Annotated in this window: 14 protein-coding genes and 1 tRNA gene; 5 read left to right on the top strand and 10 right to left on the bottom strand. The window is 43.2% G+C overall.

Annotated features, from left to right (window positions below):
• Window positions 1-22: 22 nt before the first annotated feature.
• Window positions 23-532 (top strand): C40 family peptidase, encoded by a 510-nt coding sequence (locus tag HRT75_RS05700; RefSeq protein WP_291183677.1) that lies wholly within the window; start codon window positions 23-25, stop codon window positions 530-532.
• Between the two features lie 49 nt (window positions 533-581).
• Window positions 582-2,594: a ComEC/Rec2 family competence protein gene (locus HRT75_RS05695; protein WP_291183674.1), complete on the top strand. Its 2,013-nt coding sequence runs from the start codon at window positions 582-584 to the stop codon at window positions 2,592-2,594.
• Window positions 2,595-2,616: 22 nt separating this feature from the next.
• Here HRT75_RS05695 and HRT75_RS05690 read toward each other — a convergent pair whose 3' ends face one another.
• The 3 genes from HRT75_RS05690 to HRT75_RS05680 form a co-directional block, all read right to left on the bottom strand.
• A complete protein-coding gene (locus HRT75_RS05690) occupies window positions 2,617-3,156 on the bottom strand; it encodes a thioredoxin fold domain-containing protein (protein ID WP_291183672.1) in 540 nt (179 codons plus the stop codon).
• A gap of 111 nt (window positions 3,157-3,267) precedes the next feature.
• The gene (locus tag HRT75_RS05685; RefSeq protein ID WP_291183669.1) at window positions 3,268-4,860 is read right to left on the bottom strand and encodes a peptide MFS transporter; all 1,593 of its coding nucleotides are present in this window, start codon (window positions 4,858-4,860) and stop codon (window positions 3,268-3,270) included.
• A 27-nt stretch (window positions 4,861-4,887) separates the two neighbouring features.
• Window positions 4,888-7,059 carry a S9 family peptidase gene (locus HRT75_RS05680; RefSeq protein ID WP_291183667.1) on the bottom strand — a complete coding sequence of 724 codons (2,172 nt, stop codon included), beginning with the start codon at window positions 7,057-7,059 and terminating at the stop codon, window positions 4,888-4,890.
• Window positions 7,060-7,212: 153 nt separating this feature from the next.
• Between HRT75_RS05680 and HRT75_RS05675 the strand changes: the two genes are divergently transcribed.
• Together HRT75_RS05675 and HRT75_RS05670 are read left to right on the top strand one after the other, a co-directional pair.
• Complete coding sequence (locus tag HRT75_RS05675) at window positions 7,213-8,523, top strand: hydroxymethylglutaryl-CoA reductase, degradative (protein ID WP_291183665.1); 1,311 nt, start codon at window positions 7,213-7,215, stop codon at window positions 8,521-8,523.
• A gap of 2 nt (window positions 8,524-8,525) precedes the next feature.
• On the top strand, window positions 8,526-9,449 hold the full coding sequence (locus tag HRT75_RS05670; protein WP_291183662.1) for a GYDIA family GHMP kinase: 924 nt from the start codon (window positions 8,526-8,528) through the stop codon (window positions 9,447-9,449).
• A 34-nt stretch (window positions 9,450-9,483) separates the two neighbouring features.
• Here the strand turns inward: HRT75_RS05670 and HRT75_RS05665 are convergent, their stop codons facing one another.
• The 7 genes from HRT75_RS05665 to HRT75_RS05635 form a co-directional block, all read right to left on the bottom strand.
• Window positions 9,484-11,565, bottom strand: a complete 2,082-nt coding sequence (locus HRT75_RS05665) for a peptidylprolyl isomerase (protein ID WP_291183659.1) — start codon at window positions 11,563-11,565, stop codon at window positions 9,484-9,486.
• Between the two features lie 92 nt (window positions 11,566-11,657).
• The gene (locus HRT75_RS05660; RefSeq protein ID WP_291183656.1) at window positions 11,658-12,911 is read right to left on the bottom strand and encodes a hemolysin family protein; all 1,254 of its coding nucleotides are present in this window, start codon (window positions 12,909-12,911) and stop codon (window positions 11,658-11,660) included.
• Window positions 12,911-13,111, bottom strand: a complete 201-nt coding sequence (locus HRT75_RS05655) for a hypothetical protein (RefSeq protein ID WP_291183653.1) — start codon at window positions 13,109-13,111, stop codon at window positions 12,911-12,913. Before HRT75_RS05655 ends, HRT75_RS05660 begins: the two co-directional genes overlap by 1 nt.
• Window positions 13,101-13,649 carry an LPS export ABC transporter periplasmic protein LptC gene (lptC, locus tag HRT75_RS05650; protein ID WP_291183650.1) on the bottom strand — a complete coding sequence of 183 codons (549 nt, stop codon included), beginning with the start codon at window positions 13,647-13,649 and terminating at the stop codon, window positions 13,101-13,103. Before lptC ends, HRT75_RS05655 begins: the two co-directional genes overlap by 11 nt.
• Window positions 13,650-13,681: 32 nt before the next feature.
• The gene (locus HRT75_RS05645) at window positions 13,682-15,052 is read right to left on the bottom strand and encodes a hypothetical protein (protein WP_291183648.1); all 1,371 of its coding nucleotides are present in this window, start codon (window positions 15,050-15,052) and stop codon (window positions 13,682-13,684) included.
• 19 nt (window positions 15,053-15,071) lie between these two features.
• Window positions 15,072-16,313 carry a hypothetical protein gene (locus tag HRT75_RS05640; RefSeq protein WP_291183645.1) on the bottom strand — a complete coding sequence of 414 codons (1,242 nt, stop codon included), beginning with the start codon at window positions 16,311-16,313 and terminating at the stop codon, window positions 15,072-15,074.
• Window positions 16,306-17,040, bottom strand: coding sequence for a type III pantothenate kinase (locus tag HRT75_RS05635; RefSeq protein ID WP_291183643.1), 735 nt, complete (start codon window positions 17,038-17,040; stop codon window positions 16,306-16,308). Before HRT75_RS05635 ends, HRT75_RS05640 begins: the two co-directional genes overlap by 8 nt.
• Window positions 17,041-17,190: 150 nt before the next feature.
• Between HRT75_RS05635 and HRT75_RS05630 the strand changes: the two genes are divergently transcribed.
• A tRNA-Phe gene (locus tag HRT75_RS05630) sits at window positions 17,191-17,263 on the top strand.
• Window positions 17,264-17,865: the final 602 nt, after the last annotated feature.

Raw genomic sequence — 17,865 nt, 5'->3', positions numbered from 1 at the left:
CAGCCCAAAATCTTAACCTTACATGAAAAAATACTACTTGCTACCCTTGTTGTTGCTCATGATCGCTTGCGGATCGAAGCAAAACACAAGAACTTCTCGCACTACAAAAACCACTACGCGCACTACTAGCAGTGCGACAAATTCTAACGCAAAAGCGGAGCAGATCATCAGTTATGCCAAGAGTTTTGAAGGGGTGAAATACCGTTATGGAGGTACCTCAAGATCTGGAATGGACTGTTCTGGACTGATATTTACCGCATTTAAGCAAGCAGGTTTTCAGCTGCCCCGTGTATCCCGTGATATGGCCACACGTGGAAAGGCAATTTCACTTTCACAGATCAACCCAGGTGATTTGTTGTTCTTTCAAACTAATAAGAGTAGAAACGTGATTAATCATGTGGGGCTCATAGTGTCCAATAGCGGCGGAGAGATATCCTTTATTCATGCCACCACTTCCCGTGGTGTGATTGTTTCTAAATTGACAGAGAATTATTGGCGCAGTGCCTTTGTAGGCGCCAGACGCGTGCTTTAATTCATTAACTTAATACAGCTCGTAGCACTTCCCAAAATGGCGAATTGCTATGGAATTTTTAAGCTTTCCTCTAGTCCGACTCGGAATTTTATTTCTGTGCGGAATCCTGCTGGGTGATTGGATCCAACTGCCCTTAGAATCGATTGCATTTGTTACTGGTTTACTGTTTGTACTCCTATGGGTTTCAAGATCAATCAGCTCCACACCTAATCTAAAAAAATGGAGCTTCACCATACTGGCTTATAGCTTGACTTTTTTCTGCGGAGTCCTTTTGATCTCCCACGCAAACAAACGATTTGAAAACACTCAGGAACACCACACCAAAACTTATAGGCCTGGAAGCCTAGTTGAGCTGCAAATAGAACAGCTGCTTTCTGAATCCCCTTATTACCTCAAGTATAAGGCGCAACTCAATTATCCTGGTTCCCATAAAGATCTCCCCATTCTCATCCGTGTTAAAAAAGACGAGAGCTGTTTTTACTTTTTTGAAGGTTCTGTATGGCAAACCACCGCTTTGGTTAAACTCATTGAAGGGCCCAAAAACCCAGCAGACTTCAATTATGCCAACTACCTAAAATACCAGCATATAGCATTTGACATAAAAGCTACAGCAGATCAATTCCTTCAGCTTAGCGAATTCAAACCTGCTCTAAGTCATTATCCCAAACTCTGGCAGCGTTATTGGGTTGCTCTACTAGAAACTAAACTAACTCAATCTGCCAATTTTGAACTGTTAGCAGCGCTGCTTTTAGGCTACAAATCACAACTCCGTCCAGAGACAAAAGCACAGTTTGCTCATGCAGGAATTGCACATCTGTTAGCAGTTTCTGGTTTGCATCTTGGAATTGTTGTCCTCTTTGCAAGTTGGGTTCTAGCATTCTTAAAAAGATTGCCTCAAGGAAAGATCATCTACGCGCTTTTCCTATTACTATGCCTTTGGGGTTTTGCTTTTATGAGTGGCGCCAGTATTTCTGTGCTACGAGCAGCAACTATGTTCACTTGTTTGATCGTGGGCAAGATCTTGGGCCGTTATCACGGAATAAACAGCTTATTCACCTCGCTTTGGATCTTGCTTTTGATCGATCCCTTCTATGCCCTTCAAGTTGGATTTCAGCTGAGCTATGCAGCCGTATTCTTTATCCTATGGCTCTTGCCCAAATGGAATCTGTATTGTCCAACAAAACACTCAATTGGCTTTCGTATTTGGCAATGGATAGGCCTTTCTCTCATTGCGCAATTGGGGACTGCGCCACTCAGCTTGTACTATTTCCACGAATTCCCAACTTACTTTTTAGTGACCAATCTAGTGGTTGTGCCTGCGATTGGCATTGTACTTATTGGTGGACTTTTAAGTCTCGGAATATTGGCCGTTTGGCCCGATTTTACCTTTCCCCTCATAGCATTGGAATGGACAATAAACGCTCTGAGATCCTTCACGGCCTGGATCGCAGACTTACCGGCATCGACCATAGATACACCTCTTTTTGGGAACTACTCTTTGATTGGCCTTTTACTTTCTACACTCGTTTTGGGCCACCTCTTTGTTCGGCGAAGCAAACGCGCTTTACCAGCATTAGTTTTTATTGTGGTTGCAATTGCTGGAATCTGGCAATTGGAACTCCCGCAGGAAAGAACTGATTTGATCCTGAGTGAACAATTCGGGCAGACTACACTCTGGCAAATCAACGGAAGATCATTAGCGGTATTCAGTACTTCGTCTCAAAAGGAAACCTACAGCCTGCAAGCCTTTAGACGAAAGAACAGAATTGAAGAAATCACTGAACAACAATTGCCATCTATTTTTTATTACCGCGGATGCAGCGTTTTAGTGGTTGATGGAAGCTATCCTGTAGATGCCTCCATAGAATCGATAGATATATTACTGCTGAGTCAAAACGCAAGAATACACTTGGATCGCTGGATTAGACACTATCAGCCTCAAATGATCCTAGCCGATGGTAGTTCTTATGCTAGTTACAAAGCGCGTTGGGCAGCATCAGCCAAAAAAGAAAGGCTCCCGTTTTACGATACATCGCAACAAGGAGCCTTTGTATTTGAGTAATGGAAAATTTTGCTAATAAATACTACTCAAATGTGCCTTTAAAATTTTTCTGATAGTCCGCCCAGGCTTCTGCCGTGGTGAGCTCTTTATAATCGTCATTAGCGATCATTTTCAAAAAGATCTCTATCTGAGCAGGTGATCTAAAGCCTGGCAAGGCTTGTATCAAGGTTCCATCCTCTTCAAAGAAAACAATGCTCGGATATCCTTGTAAACGCAAAGCATCGGCAAAAAAGTGTGTGGCATTGCGCCCACGACGTCCTTCTTTATAATTCGGATTGGTATACACAAAGCCTTGATAGTCCACAGGCTCTTTACCTTCAGCATTGAATTTTACAGGATAGTAATTCTCATTGATGAACTGAGCCACTTGAGCATTGCCAAAGGTGTCACGATCCATCAATTTACAAGGTCCACACCAGTTGGTATAGACATCCATAATGATCTTTTTGGGTTCTTCTTTTTGTGCTGCAAGGGCTTCATTCATGGTCATCCATTGAATTTTGTCCTGAGCAAATGTTGCTGTAGCAAGCAATAAAAGCAATAGGCTAAGGTAATTTTTCATCACACAGTCATTTCTCTTTCAGTCGTAAAACTTGGGGTTCTTTACAAACATAACAAAAAGCGTTCCGTTTTAATGGAACGCTTTTTTTATTTATGTATTGTTTAACAGAACCTAGCGAATGCCGTGCATCATTCTGATCAAGGTCTTGTTTAGGATCAGCATTACGATACCTGCTCCAACAGGGATCAGGGTAAAGATCAAGAAGAAGGTACTCATTCCGTACTCTTCTACAATCGGATCGATATAACTACCGGTCCAACCTGCAGTTAGGTTTGCGATAAAGTTGGCCACAAACCAAACTCCAAACATCAATCCAACCAACTTTAGAGGAGCTAGCTTACTCACATAGGACAGTCCTACTGGAGAAATACACAATTCTCCGAGGGTGTGGAACAAATATGCTAGTACTAAGAAGATCATGCTCACAGAGGCAGTCTTAGCTCCTAATGGGATTCCCATAGATCCGAAGGCCAAAATGCCGAATCCTAAACCGAGAAGCATTAAGCCAATGGCGAATTTCACTGGGCCCGACGGATTGTATTTACTAGTCCAAATCTTAGAGAACAACGGAGCAAAAGCAATAATGAAGAAGGAATTCAGTATTCCGAACCAAGAAGCTTTAACTTCAGCGATATCTGCGCTGAACTCGTTCTTTAGCATCCAGATCACAATTCCCCATATGATGACAAAACTGGAGCCCAATAGAATATTAGAAAGGGCATATTTGGCAAAAGTCTGTTTGAATAATAAATACAGTACATAGGTAATGATCATCAACGGCACTACCGTCAATACAGCATTTACTACCTTAAAGGTCATAGCGCCACTTCCCTCCAACAAACGGTCGGTATAATCTGCTGCGAAGATGGTCATAGAACCACCGGCCTGTTCAAAGGCCCACCAGAAGAATACGGTAAAGAAGGCGAAAACTCCAATAACTTTCAATCGATCTGAAACTACTTTAGACTTGGTAGCCTCATCCATGACGTCTTCTACATCGTCTTTGATGTCTTCTACAGCATCTTCAACTACATCGTCAAGATCATCTGTTTGATTTGGCTTTAGGCCAATATTTCCGAAGATCTTTTGCGCAAAGTAGAACTGAAGCATTCCGAAGAACATAAAGATACCAGCCAAACCAAATCCATAGTGCCAGCCTACGGTCTCTCCAATATATCCGCATAAACCAATACCGAGGAAAGCTCCCGCGTTGATTCCCATATAGAAAATGGTGTATCCCGCGTCTTTCTCCTTGCCTTGGGTTTTGTACAATTGTCCAACGATAGACGAGATATTCGGCTTAAAGAGTCCGTTACCAATAATCAAAAGACCCAATCCAGCGTAAAAGAACAAGTCTGCTGTTACCTCTAAGGCCATGGAGGCATGCCCCAAGGTCATTAAAAAGGCTCCCAGCACTACCGCGTTGCGATAGCCCATGATCTTATCCGCAATGAAACCACCTATGATGGGGGTAATGTATACCAAACCAGTATACCATCCATAAAGCAGCAAGGCTTCCGAGCGTTCCCAACCCCAGCCGCCTTCGCCTATGATTGCCGCTGTTAAGAACAGAACAAGCAAAGCGCGCATGCCGTAATAAGAGAATCGTTCCCACATCTCTGTAAAGAACAAAACAAACAGTCCAGAAGGATGTCCTAGAACCGTTCTTTGGTTGGTTTCCGAGCCTCCGTATTTAAATTCCATAAATCTCGTTTTAGTTAGTTTTTCGTTTTATAGGTTGTCCAAAATAAAGTTGGTCATTTTGGTATATAGATGCAAACGGGTATTCCCGCCGTATATGCCGTGATTTTTGTCAGGGTACATGGCCCATTCAAATTGCTTGTTGGCCTGCACCAATGCCTCCACCAAACGGGTAGAGTTTTGCACATGTACGTTATCATCCGCAGTACCGTGAACCAAAAGGAAATCACCTTTTAGTTTGTCCACATGAGAAATTGGCGAGTTGTTATCATAACCTCCCGGATTCTCTTGAGGCGTGCTCATATAACGCTCTGTGTAAATGGTGTCGTAAAAACGCCAGCTTCCCACAGGAGCTACAGCAATGGCCATGCTAAAGGTATCAGCCCCTTGGAACAAGCAGTTGGCAGACATGAATCCGCCATAACTCCAACCCCAGATTCCAATACGATCTCCGTCAATATAGGGCAACTGCGCCAATTGCTGGGCAGCTCCTATTTGATCCTGAACCTCGTATTTACCGAGCTCCAATTGCGTAACTTTTTTAAAGCCACGTCCTTTCAAGCCCGTTCCGCGTCCGTCAACACAAACCACAATAATGCCCTGTTGCGCTAGCATATTGTGCCAATAATCATTGGATCCACCCCAGCGGTCTGCAACATTTTGAGACCCTGGACCTGAGTATTGATACATGAATAGTGGATATTTTTTCTCCGGATCAAAATCAGAAGGTTTGATCATATACATATTGAGTTCATTCCCATTGACCTCAATGGTAGAGAACTCTTTTGGAGACATATCGTAAGCGAGGAGTTTGGTTCTGAGTTCCGTATTGTTCAAGATCTCGCGAACCTTTTCACCGTCTAAAGCGTTGTGCAAGGTGTACACCGGAGGTACCATAGCGCTAGAGAAGGTATTGATAAAGTAACTAAAATCCGCAGAGAATGAAGCCGAGTTCGTCCCAGGACGCGTAGTCAATTGAACCTTGTTCTTTCCGCTTGGAAGAATTGAATACACATCACGATACATACTTCCGCGCTCAGAACTTTGATAGTAGATACGGCCCGTTTTAGTATCAAAACCGTAATAACGCGTTACTTCCCAATCACCATCGGTGACCTGATTGAGCAACTTTCCGTTCTTGTCGTAGTGGTAGATATGATTCCAACCGTCTTTCTCGCTGGTCCAAATAAAACTGTTGTTGGCCAAAAAGGTTAGATTGTCTGTGATGTCTACATAGGCAGCGTCTGTGTCTTGAAGCACCATTTTACTGCTGTTGTCTTTAGCATTGACCATGACAAGATCTACAGTGTTTTGTTTTCTGTTGGTCAATTGCACAGATAACACCTCTGGATCTTTAGTCCATTTAATACGAGGGATATAATACGAGTTGTAAGCAGAAAGGTCAATTTTAGAGGTGCTACCACTGCTGAGCTCATACATATGCAAACTCACCTTGGCGTTGGCCTCTCCTGCTTTTGGGTACTTAAATACTTGTTGGGTCTGATACAGATCTTTTCCGTAAACGTCCATAGAGAATTCAGGGACGTCAGTCTCGTCAAAACGAATGAAGGCAATGTGAGTTCCGGCAGCGTTCCAATCAAAGGCTCTTACAAATCCGAATTCCTCCTCATATACCCAATCGGTGATCCCGTTTATAATTTTGTTCTTTTTACCGTCCTTAGTGACTTCGGTTGTTTCACCACTAACCAAATCTTTTACGTAAATATTGTTGTTGAATCCATAAGCTACTTTAGATCCATCCGGGCTAAACGTTGGCTCCTGAATAGGCATGTCTGCAACCAATTCTAGAGATTCTGAATCCAGATCGTAGACATAATAAGTTCCCAAGGTCGATCTGCGGTAGATGGACTGAAGTTGCGTAGCGATGAGCATTTTAGTTTCATCCTCACTCAATTCATAACTGATGATATAATCCACACCCTTTAGAGACTGCGTGTTGACCAGCGTGCGTACCTTTTGAGAAGTGGCGTAATCATAGACATCAACAGTAGAAGCTCTGGCCTTGCGATCGTAATTGAGCACCACGTACTCTTTCCCATTATTGAGGGATTGCAGGCGATCCATGTACTCGGTTCTGAACGAGCCTTTCCAAATGTCTTCTAAGGTTATTTGTTTTTTTTGTGCAATTCCGAGGGAGGCGCAAAGTAGAAAAACGCCCAAGATCCATTTTGAACCCTGCATAGTCTAAGGAGTTAAAAAATTGTAAGGCCAAGTTTACTAAAAATTCATCAAAAAAGGGGCTGTTTTGGTGTTAAATACGCAGAAAACCCGCTAATTTTCTAAGAGTCCTCCATTTTCAAAATAGTATATTTGCAATGGAATTATTACGCACTTATGAGTACTCCAATTTCTGGCTTTTCCAAGCTGAGCAAAAGCCAAAAAATCAGCTGGTTGGCTGAAAACTATTTTAACGATCCTCAAGCAGGAGTGGCGGTTTTAGAGCAGTATTGGAATGCCGATACTAAGCTTCAGCAGCTCCACGACGAGTTCATCGAAAATACCCTGACCAACTATTACCTGCCTTTAGGCATTGCGCCTAACTTCTCCATCAACGAGAAACTCTATGCCATCCCAATGGCCATTGAAGAAAGCTCGGTGGTTGCAGCAGCGAGTAATGCGGCCAAGTTTTGGCTGGATAAAGGCGGATTTAAAGCAAGCATCATCTCCACCGTAAAAAATGGTCAAGTTCATTTAAACTACTACGGAGACCCGCAGCGCTTACAGCAGTTTTTTGACCGAGTCAAACCGATACTGCTTTCAGACTGTGATGAGATCACTACCAATATGCGCAAACGTGGTGGAGGTATTGTAAACTTGGAACTCCGTAACAAAACTGCGGAGCTCAAGGGTTATTATCAATTGCATGCCACTTTTGAGACCCTAGATGCAATGGGCGCCAACTTCATCAATAGCTGCTTAGAACAGTTTGCAGCCTCACTGCTTCGAGAAGCGACTGAATCTGACCTAATCCTTGAAGATGATGGTCTGGAAGTAGTTATGAGCATACTGTCTAACTACGTACCCGAGTGCTTAGTAAAAGCCGAAGTCAGCTGCCCAGTAGACCAATTGGCACAAGCCGGAATGAGTGGCCATGAATTTGCGACCAAATTTGTTCGTGCCGTTCAGATCGCACAAACAGAAGTGCGCAGAGCAGTAACTCACAATAAAGGAATAATGAACGGTATTGATGCCGTTGTATTAGCCACCGGAAACGACTTTAGAGCTGTTGAAGCTGGGATTCATGCTTACGCGAGTAAAAATGGTCATTACGGAAGTTTGACTCATGCCAAAATTGAAGGAGATCACTTTCACTTTTGGATTGAAATTCCTTTGGCGATTGGAACCGTAGGCGGCCTTACTAAGTTGCATCCTTTGGTGCGCTTGTGCTTTGAAATACTCGGTAATCCTGGAGCTAGAGAACTCATGCAGATCATGGCAGTCGCTGGATTAGCTCAGAACTTTGCAGCTTTGCGATCCCTCACCACTACAGGAATTCAAAAAGGGCATATGAAAATGCACTTGATGAATATCCTCAATCAACTCAATGCCACTCCACAAGAGAAAGAAGCAGCCGTGGAACACTTTAAGGCGAATACCGTCAGTCATGCAGCTGCATTGGCCTTTTTAGAAAGTCTAAGAGCTTAAACATGCAAGCGTCTTTTCACAGTAACGGCAAATTACTTTTAACCGGGGAATATATGGTGCTGGATGGCGCTATGGCTCTAGCAGTTCCGAGTCGTTATGGACAGACACTAAATATAAAAACACACCATGACAAACCTCTTAAATGGCAAAGCTTTGCTGAGAACGGAAGTCTTTGGTTTGCTGCAGAATTTGACTTGGATTGCTTGGACCAAGCCTTGGAAGATGCTATCCAAGAGCAGCTGAGAAAACTACTGAGCAGTTGTGTGGATCTAAATCCTGATTTTAAGAAAGCTCTAGTTGGTAAAGAGGTATCTACGCAATTAGAATTTCCGAGAGATTGGGGCTTGGGCAGTTCTTCTACTCTGATCAATAATCTGGCTCAATGGGCAGAAGTTGATCCTTTTGAACTCTTGGATCGCGGTTTTGGTGGCAGCGGTTATGATATTGCCTGCGCGTTTAGCGACGGCCCTATCTACTACAGAAAAAACGCTGACAACAGCAGGACAATTCAGCCTGTTGAACTGGATTGGCCGTTTGCGGATCAGCTCTTTTTTGTTCATCTCAATCAAAAGATGGACAGCAAGTTGGGCATCCAACGCTACAGAAGCCAAAATAAGCCTGATTCCTCCGTTTTTAAGATGCTTGACGAGCTGAGTCAATCATTGGTAAAAACAAGCACTAAGAGCGAATTTGACAGCCTTATGGATGAGCATGAATCCATTATTGCCCAAGTGATCGATCAGCCGCGGATACAGACTGCGCTCTTCCCAGATTATCAGGACGGGGTCATTAAAAGTTTAGGCGCTTGGGGTGGAGATTTTGTTTTGGTCAGCGGCTCTGAGAACAGTCCGGAGTACTTCAAATCCAAAGGATTTAAAACCGTAATCCCCTTTTGGGATATGCTCATAAAAAAACCCCGAAGCTAAAGCCTCAGGGTCTTCCATCTTAAAAGTATTCGACTTAATAAAGAGTCGCGCGGTTATCTTCAATGTCAGCGGCTTTCTTAAGCGCGTTGTACGCGTTCAAAGCAGCTTGAGTACCTTGTGTCTGACGAGCACGAGCTACAAATGCACTGTAATCTTCTAAGTCTGGAGCAACGTTCTTGGCTGTTAAACGCACCACGAATACTCCTGTTTTTCCGTCAATAGGTCCTGAAACTTCTCCTGGCTTCAATCCAAAAGCAGCACCTACAACTTTAGGCTCTGTTCCTCCACCAGCAATGGTTGGAGATTTTCTGTTGATCGCCTGAGCAGACTGGACCGTCTGAGACTGGCTCTGTGCGATCTCCTCTAGGGTAGATCCACTCAACTGCTCGCGAATAAGCTTCGCTTTTTTCTGAGCGCGAAGGATAGGGGTTACAATTGCAGATCCTTCTGCATTACTCATCAAGGCTTCCTCTAGGTTTCTGCGAACCAACTGTACAACAGCGAATCCATCACCAACGTCAAAACGCTTGATGTCTCCTACTGCAGTCTCTTCATTAAAGGCCCAGTTCACCAAAGTACGCTGAGGACCAAGACCTGTAATATTCTCATCCAACTGTCCCACAGCATTCACTGGACGAACTCCATAAACGCTTTCTTGAGCAACAGCTGCAAAGTCACCCTTGCGCGCAGCCAATTCAAAATTAGTTGCGTCAGAGAATAGGTTGTTAATAGTTTCTTGTGAAGCACGTAGTGGCTTAGCAATAGTTGCAAGCTTTACTACTTCTTGTGGGTTTTTCTGATCCAACACCTCAATGATGTGGAATCCAAAGTCAGACTTAACAACACCTAGTGCCCCTACTTCTTCTTCAAAAGTAAAATCACGGAAAGCAGGAACCATACGGTTGTATGGATACCAGTCGTACAATCCACCGCGCTCGATAGATCCTTGGTCTGAACTGTATGCTGTCACGAACTCCTCAAAACGAGAAAGGTCGCTTTTCAAAATGGTCATTAAGCTGTCTGCAGTGGTTTTAGCCTGAGCCTCATCACGTACAATATTGTCTGTAGGGTTACTTCCGATTGGAATCAAGATGTGACGAGCCTTTACAGAATCTGGAAGTGTACGTCTTTCTACAATACGAGTTGCCATTACATTTCCACGCTCCTTGTAAGGTCCGTAAACAGACCCAGCTTCTCTTGCGAAGATAGAATCAACAATAGTAGATGGAACCTGGTTCTTAAATAAGAAGCGGTCTTGGTAAGGCACTTCAGAGTTTGCATTTACCAAAGCTTCAACATCTTCGGTAATGGCCAAACCGTTGATGGTATCGTTAACCAATTGGTTTACTTCTTCTGTCGTAGCCAATTCATCAGCAGCCGATGCATTTCCTGCAAATAATACATATTGAATGTCTACACGAGGATCTACAGTAAAGCGATCTTGATGATCACGCATGTACGCTTCGATCTCCGCATCAGTGATCACAGCTTGATCGTCTGGAATGCTGCTGTAAGGCACCTGTACGAATTGAATGTCTACTTTGTCATTTTCGAGGTGATATTCCCACTTACCATCAATGGTAGAAGGAGAAGCAGATCCTTGAATCATGTTCAAATAAGCTTGCTCCATGGCTTGAGAAACAATTTGATTCTCTTGAGCCAACCAGTTTGCGTAAGTCACGTCATTTTCTTGCTGGAATCTGATGTATTCTTCCAATTTGGCATAATCAAAAACTCCAGCTTCGTTGAAGAATTCTTGCTGATTTTGGAAAGCATTGGTAAGGGCATTTCTAGTGAAGTTAGATTCTGCAGAGAATCCTAGGTCTTCTAATTTCCCTTCAATGATCGCTTTGCGAACTTGTTGTTCCCAAACAATGTTGCGAACCTGTGACTGACTAGCGGCTCCACCGTATTGTCTAGATTGAGCTTCAACCAAGTTATTGAATGCCACACGGTCAATGTCTGTGCCGTTCACAGTGGCTACACTATTGCTAACTGTTCCGCCTTTAAGGCCACCGTTATCAATGATACCAGAGATCACAAATGCAAACAAGGCCATAGCGATTATGATGATCAAAAAGATACCTCGTTTACGAATACTATTTAAAATTGCCATTTTACTCGAAAATTTATAGGGTGCGAAAGTACTGTTTTTGATGGATTAATAAAAGCCTGAATACCTAAAATTCATGGCTTTTTAACCAAAAATCAGTCTTCCTCAAGGAGTTTTATTTCGACCAATTCAATTTTGGTGTTAGACACCTCCAAGATGTCTACTTGAAATTGCTCGATGCGCAGGCTGTCTCCTTGCTGCGGAATCCCTTCTGTGTAGTAAACGATCATTCCGCCAAGGGTTTCATAATCGTCGTGTTCTGGCAGGCCGATCTTATGCGTTTCGTTGATATAATCGACCTCTAAACGTGCCGAAAACTTGTAGTGATCTTCTGCCAAGATTTCCTCGTGAAGATCGTCGCTATCGTGCTCGTCTTGGATCTCACCAAAGAGCTCTTCTACAATGTCCTCCACAGTCATCATTCCAGAAGTACCTCCGTATTCATCTAAAACCACAGCGATACTCTTGCGTTTCTTAGTCAAGATGTTCAAAACGTCTTTGACCAACATAGTCTCCGGGACAAAGACAACAGGCATCAACACTTTTTTGATGTTCTGCGGCTTTTTAAAGAGATCAAAAGAGTGCACATAACCCACAATATTGTCAATATTTTCTTTGTAGATAAGGAGCTTAGAATAGCCCGTATTGACAAAGGTTTCTGTGAGATCTTCTGTGGAAGTCGAGATGTCTACCGCTTCAATTTCTGTACGGGGTACCATGACTTCTCTGGATTTTACTTCGGAGAATTCCAGGGCATTTTGAAAGATCTGTATCTCTGTGTCGATGTCGTCATCTTCATTGACGATCTCCATCTGCTCGGAAATATAATTGCCCAGTTCCGTTTTGGAAAAACTCATCTGTACCGCATCGCCCTCTGTTCTAAAAACGTACTTCAGCACTAAATCTGAGATCCAGATCACAAATTCAGAGATCACTGAGAAGAGCAAATAGAAAATATAGGAAGGCAGCGCGAAGAGTTTCACAAAGGTATTTGCATACACTTGGAAGAACACTTTGGGCAAAAACTCCGCAGTGATCAAAATGACAATGGTTGAGATCAGCGTGTGTAAAAGCAGTTTCCCCGGCCCTTCAATTGGCACCAGTTCTACCAACAGATCACCCATATAAAATCCGTAGACCACCAAGGCAATATTATTGCCCACCAGCATGGTCGCGATGAATTTAGAAGGTCTTTTGGTGATGCGTTTGAGCAGTCCGGCCATAAAGTCGTTCTGCTTCTTTTCTATCTCAATGTGAATTTTGTTCGATGAAATATAGGCGATCTCCATTCCTGAGAAGAATGCAGATAGCAAGATCGAAACAAGAATAATGAGCAGTGTTATCTCCATTATTGGTTGCGCTTGTGGTCTTCCATCTTACGCCTGAACTTGCGTCTGAAGAAGAACATAAACACCGCGACAACAGCAAACATTCCGAACATATACGCGCGGCCTCTATCTACCTCCCAGTTGATAATTACCAGGTAAATTGAAAAGGCAGCCATAGCCAAATACACGTATTCAAAAAGTTGAAAGATTTTAGATCCCATCGTCTTCTGGAGGATTTTCGTTTTCTATGAGTTGTACGCCAGTGTTCTTACGTGACAGAAAGGTCGTGAAATCTTTATTAGAATCAAAACTGCTTCCATCATTGTAGGAACCGTCGTTGAATTTAATGCGGTAAGGCTGATCGGAAAAGATCCAGTTGTCATTCTGGTCCCAATAAACCTGATCTGCCAATAGTTGTGTGCTGTCTGAGGTGAGTAGCACTACATTGCCCCGCATATCCACCAAACCGGTCTGGTCATAACGGATGGCATAGTCTGCGGTAATGGTACTCTTTTTATCGTCTTCATAAAAGTAGACGGTCACTCCATCTGGAAATTCTGAGTAGGAGAATTTTCGGTTGCTGTAGTCCAGCAATTTAGGCGCCAACAAATTGGCCACCACTTTTCCAGAATCGGTATGGATGGCATTGGCGTTCTCACCAATACCTACAGGATCTTCACTGGCCAGATTGATGTTTCTGACCTTATCGAAGTCTTCCTGACATGAAAAAAGCGCGATCACAGCTAACACTGCGATCACGCCTCTTAAATTTTTATTTGTCAATGACATCCTTATAGACTAGGAACTTTCACTGATCCTCCCATCCAACATCCAAAAGAGATGGTCTCTCCCGCACGTCCGCTGGTGAAAATATCTTGCTTGCTCGGTGCACGTCCTTGATAAGAAGATGCAGTAGCATTTGCTGTTCCGGCTAATGATCCGTCTACACGACCAGCCTTACGAGCCATATCAGCAGCTTTCCAGTATACAGCACGCTTAGAGAATACGTCAGTACCACAGTTGTTAGCACTATCTGCGTACATCTTTGCGATACGCAGGTAACAGATTCCCATAGAAGGCTTCACCTCAAGGGCTTTGTTATAGTAAGATCTAGCTTTTCCAAAGCTTCCTTTCTTACGGAAGTTCTCAGCGATCTGGTAGTATACTTTAGCCTGATCGCTTGGGTTGGTTTCCAACTCAGCAGACTGGTTGTAGTAGTCTAATGCCTGAGCACTGTTTCCATCCTTCTCTGCCAATTTACCTAAGTAGAATGCAGACTTAGCAGAAGGCTCCAAGTTGTGCAGTTGTTGTACCAATCGGAAGAAGATATCTCCATCGTTACAATCTTTAGCACTCAAACGACCCGCAGCAACGCGTACCCATTTGATGTCTCCTTTGCGCTCTTCAAATTGCTTTTCATATAATGGAACTAGGTTCTCACAATCTGCACGCTGACCCAACAAAGTGTTGATAGATCCTTTGATCTTTCCGTAGCTCTCTGAGTTCTTGCTAGCAGCTTTAAGTTTCTTAGCTTCTTTAGAAGTAATGGTACCGGCTTCTTCCTTCTCTCCTAAAGTAGAGATGATCTTCGCCATATCACTTTCCTTTCCTTCAATCTTAGAGATCAATAGATCGTAAAGCTCAAAGTAGTCTTCCAAAGGCATTTCATTCTTATCAACTAGCTCCGTAGCTAGGTTGAAGTAAATGTACAATTGCTTCGGACTGGTGAAGTTCTTAGAGTCAGTCTTCTCTGCCATATCAAAGGCCTTGAACTGCTCCATAGTAGTTCCCATTTTATTGTCGTACTTCAATTGAGCGATATCTCCCATTACGTCACCTTTCTTGGTTTTAGATGGAAAATGCGTCATACGCTCTTCATACAACTTCATAAGGTCAGCAACGTCCGCCGCCTTATTAACTCCTTTTTTAATTCTATCTTTCAATAGCTTCTCACCCAATTGGTAAAGGGCCAAACTCCATTTTGGACAGTCCTTACGCAATTGCATAAAAGGCTCGTAAGCGGCATCGTAGTTCCCTACTTTTGCGCTTTCATAAAATACAGATCCAGTAGTGGCGCAATCCTCTGCACTTAGCTGTGCATTTACGCTCAAGCTACTCATAGTAAGTAACGCTACCAACGCTACTGTTAGTCTAGTTTTCATCGCTCTTTTATTTCTCTGGTTAATCATATTTTCTCTTAATGAACCACTTATCGTTCAAAGATAAGCTAATAAACACATTTACGAAATTTTCCTGAACCAATTGGAAGTCGGTAGTACCGCGTCTTCCAAGCTCTACTCCGAGGTTAATATTCGAAATGCGTCGTCCAACTGGGAATCCTAATCCAAAAGACATGCCAAACTCATTAATACCTTCTCCAGCCACTACAATACCTGTGTCCTCAAAACGAACACCAGCGCGGTAGGTCACTCGGCTCCAATAGCTTGTCAATGAATTGTATTTAGGAACGTAAAAACCTCCCAGACGAATCTTAGTTGCATCTTGGTAGGTGATGTTTGGTAGGTCAAAGCTTCTGTTATTGAGTACTCCAGTCCCTTGACTGATGTATTCACCACCTACAAACCATTTGTTCTTTTCTCCAACACCTGCACCAAAACTTATAAGGCTTGGGAATTGAATTTCTGAATCTTGAACGCTCACCTCAGTGATCTCTGCACCTCCAATTCCTCCAGACTCAGTTACGAGTACTGTTGCGATCTCTCTAAAGTTAGAAACGGTTAGGTCACTGCTTGGCGTGTAGGTCAAACTGGCTTGTAATTCCAGCTTCTCATTAATTGCCTTTATGTAATGTGCACCGAGCACAAAGTTTAAACCAGAGATATCGGAACGGTTCACCTCTTGGGTTCCAAACTGAATACTGGTATCGTTGAACAGACCTTGGTTTCTAATGTTTCCAAAATTATACTGAGCCTCTACACCCACGTTCAAACCTTCAAAGACATTGTAACCGATACCGAGGTAAACCTTAGTCAATCCACCGGTTCCGGTAAATCTATTGAGTTGGGTGTCTGTCGTATTTTCTAGATCGTATCCCACAGCGCTGTACGGATACAAGCCAAAACTCGCTCCAAACTTACCCATAGGAATGCCAATGATCACATAGTCTAAGGAGGTGATCTGTGTTTGTTCTTTATTTCCGTCCTCTTCCAGGTTGGTGCTGTTGAACTGCCCACCCACAGAATAGTTAGTGTAGCGCAGGTTAGCATAAGTCGCTGGATTCATTACGTTGGTGTGAATGCTATCAGAAAACACACTCATGCCCCCCATAGATTCCAGATCAACAGTTCCACGGAACTTGATTAAACCAATTCCACCAAATGAATAAGGAGAGGCAGTGTTGTTTTGAGAAACAGCACTAAAGCTAAGCAGCAAACAAACTGCTATAAGGAAGCATCTATTCATGTAAAGCATTCAATTCGAGAAGGAAGTCTAGGCCTTCCAACAAAAAATTTGAGTTGGCAAATATGCCATTTTTTAAGTGATCTCGCAAGATTTGAGCATCTCCTCCTGTTAAAATCACTGTTAAATCGTCAAAGCGGGCTTTAGTCTCGTCTATCGCCCCGTTCAATTCATGAACAAGACCCCGAAATGCACCCGCGTGCATCGCATCAGCTGTTGAGCTACCTTGGTAAGTTTCTAAGGCCTTGGGCTCCAAAAGCGGAAGCTTGGCCGTAAAGTGATGCATAGCCTCATAGCGCATGCGCAGTCCTGGAGCTATGGCCCCGCCGTGGTAGCTACCATCGGCTTCAAGAATATCAAAGGTCATACAAGTACCTGTATCAATAACCAGCACATTTTGCCCAGGAAAATGCTTCACGGCAGCAGCCATAAGCGCAATACGATCCAAGCCCAGTGTCTCTGGGGTAGCGTATTTGTTTTGAAAAGGCAAAAGTAAATGATGGCTCAGCGGAATTAGCGCCAAGGATTGATTGAGTTTATTGTAAAGCGGATCCGGAATATGTCCCGTGGCAGAAAGTATGGCTTTTTCTAGCTGCGGATAGTTTTCCAACAGCTCATCCAGAACCTTGCTCTCTGCTCCTTGGTCTGCAAACTTCAACTCTTGCAGGGCTCCATCGTGGAACACGGCAAATTTAGTTCGCGTATTTCCTATGTCTACAATAAGATTCATTGTGAGGACTAAAGCGGTAAATGTACAATTCTGATACAGAACCAACTGTTAATCCATTGCTAAAAACCTCAGCCCAAAAACGTCAAATTTTTTAACTTTATGTTTTGTACAATCCAAATAAGGATTATATTTGCCTCCGCTTTTAGCGATGGTACCTTAGCTCAGTTGGTAGAGCAACGGACTGAAAATCCGTGTGTCCCTGGTTCGATTCCTGGAGGTACCACAACAAGCGTAAAACCCACTCCAATTGGAGTGGGTTTTTTTATGCTCGCACGCGTCGCAAGCTCGCTTGCGTAAGCGGAAGAGCGTAAAAAAACTCAACGCCGAAGGCGGTGGAGTTTTACATTTGCAAAAGTGCGTAGCAAAGGAACATTTGCGATAGCAAATGAATCCTGGACTGCCGCTACCGCGGGTACCTCACTCAAACATCCAAAGGATGTTTGGTTTTTTCAAAACATCGTTCGGTAAGGTTTTGCATTTGCAATAGAGGCAACGAAGGAACTTTGGCCGAAGGTCAAAGAATCCTGGGATACCAAATGCCTCTTTCAGAAATAGGACCCATGTTTGGCACAACATGATTATGATCCAGTTCATCGAAACTAATGTCCTCTGTGACCTCAAAGGTTAAATCATTATCAAAGTTAACTGACAGTTGATCTTTAAGAATATTGAAGGCGTCGTCTAAAGAAAAGGCCGTTACACCAATCTTTTTAAAAGATGAATTATTTCTATCGACCTCAATCCAGTATGTTAGTAGATTTCTATTCACGCTTAAATATAGTTTATTTGGTTTCACTAGACCATACCTGACTCTGAAGACCTCGC

Source organism: Gilvibacter sp. (genome assembly GCF_013214815.1).
Lineage (GTDB): Bacteria > Bacteroidota > Bacteroidia > Flavobacteriales > Flavobacteriaceae > Gilvibacter.
The sequence above is the reverse complement of the archived record's forward strand: the minus strand, read 5'-3'. Positions and strand labels throughout refer to the sequence as shown.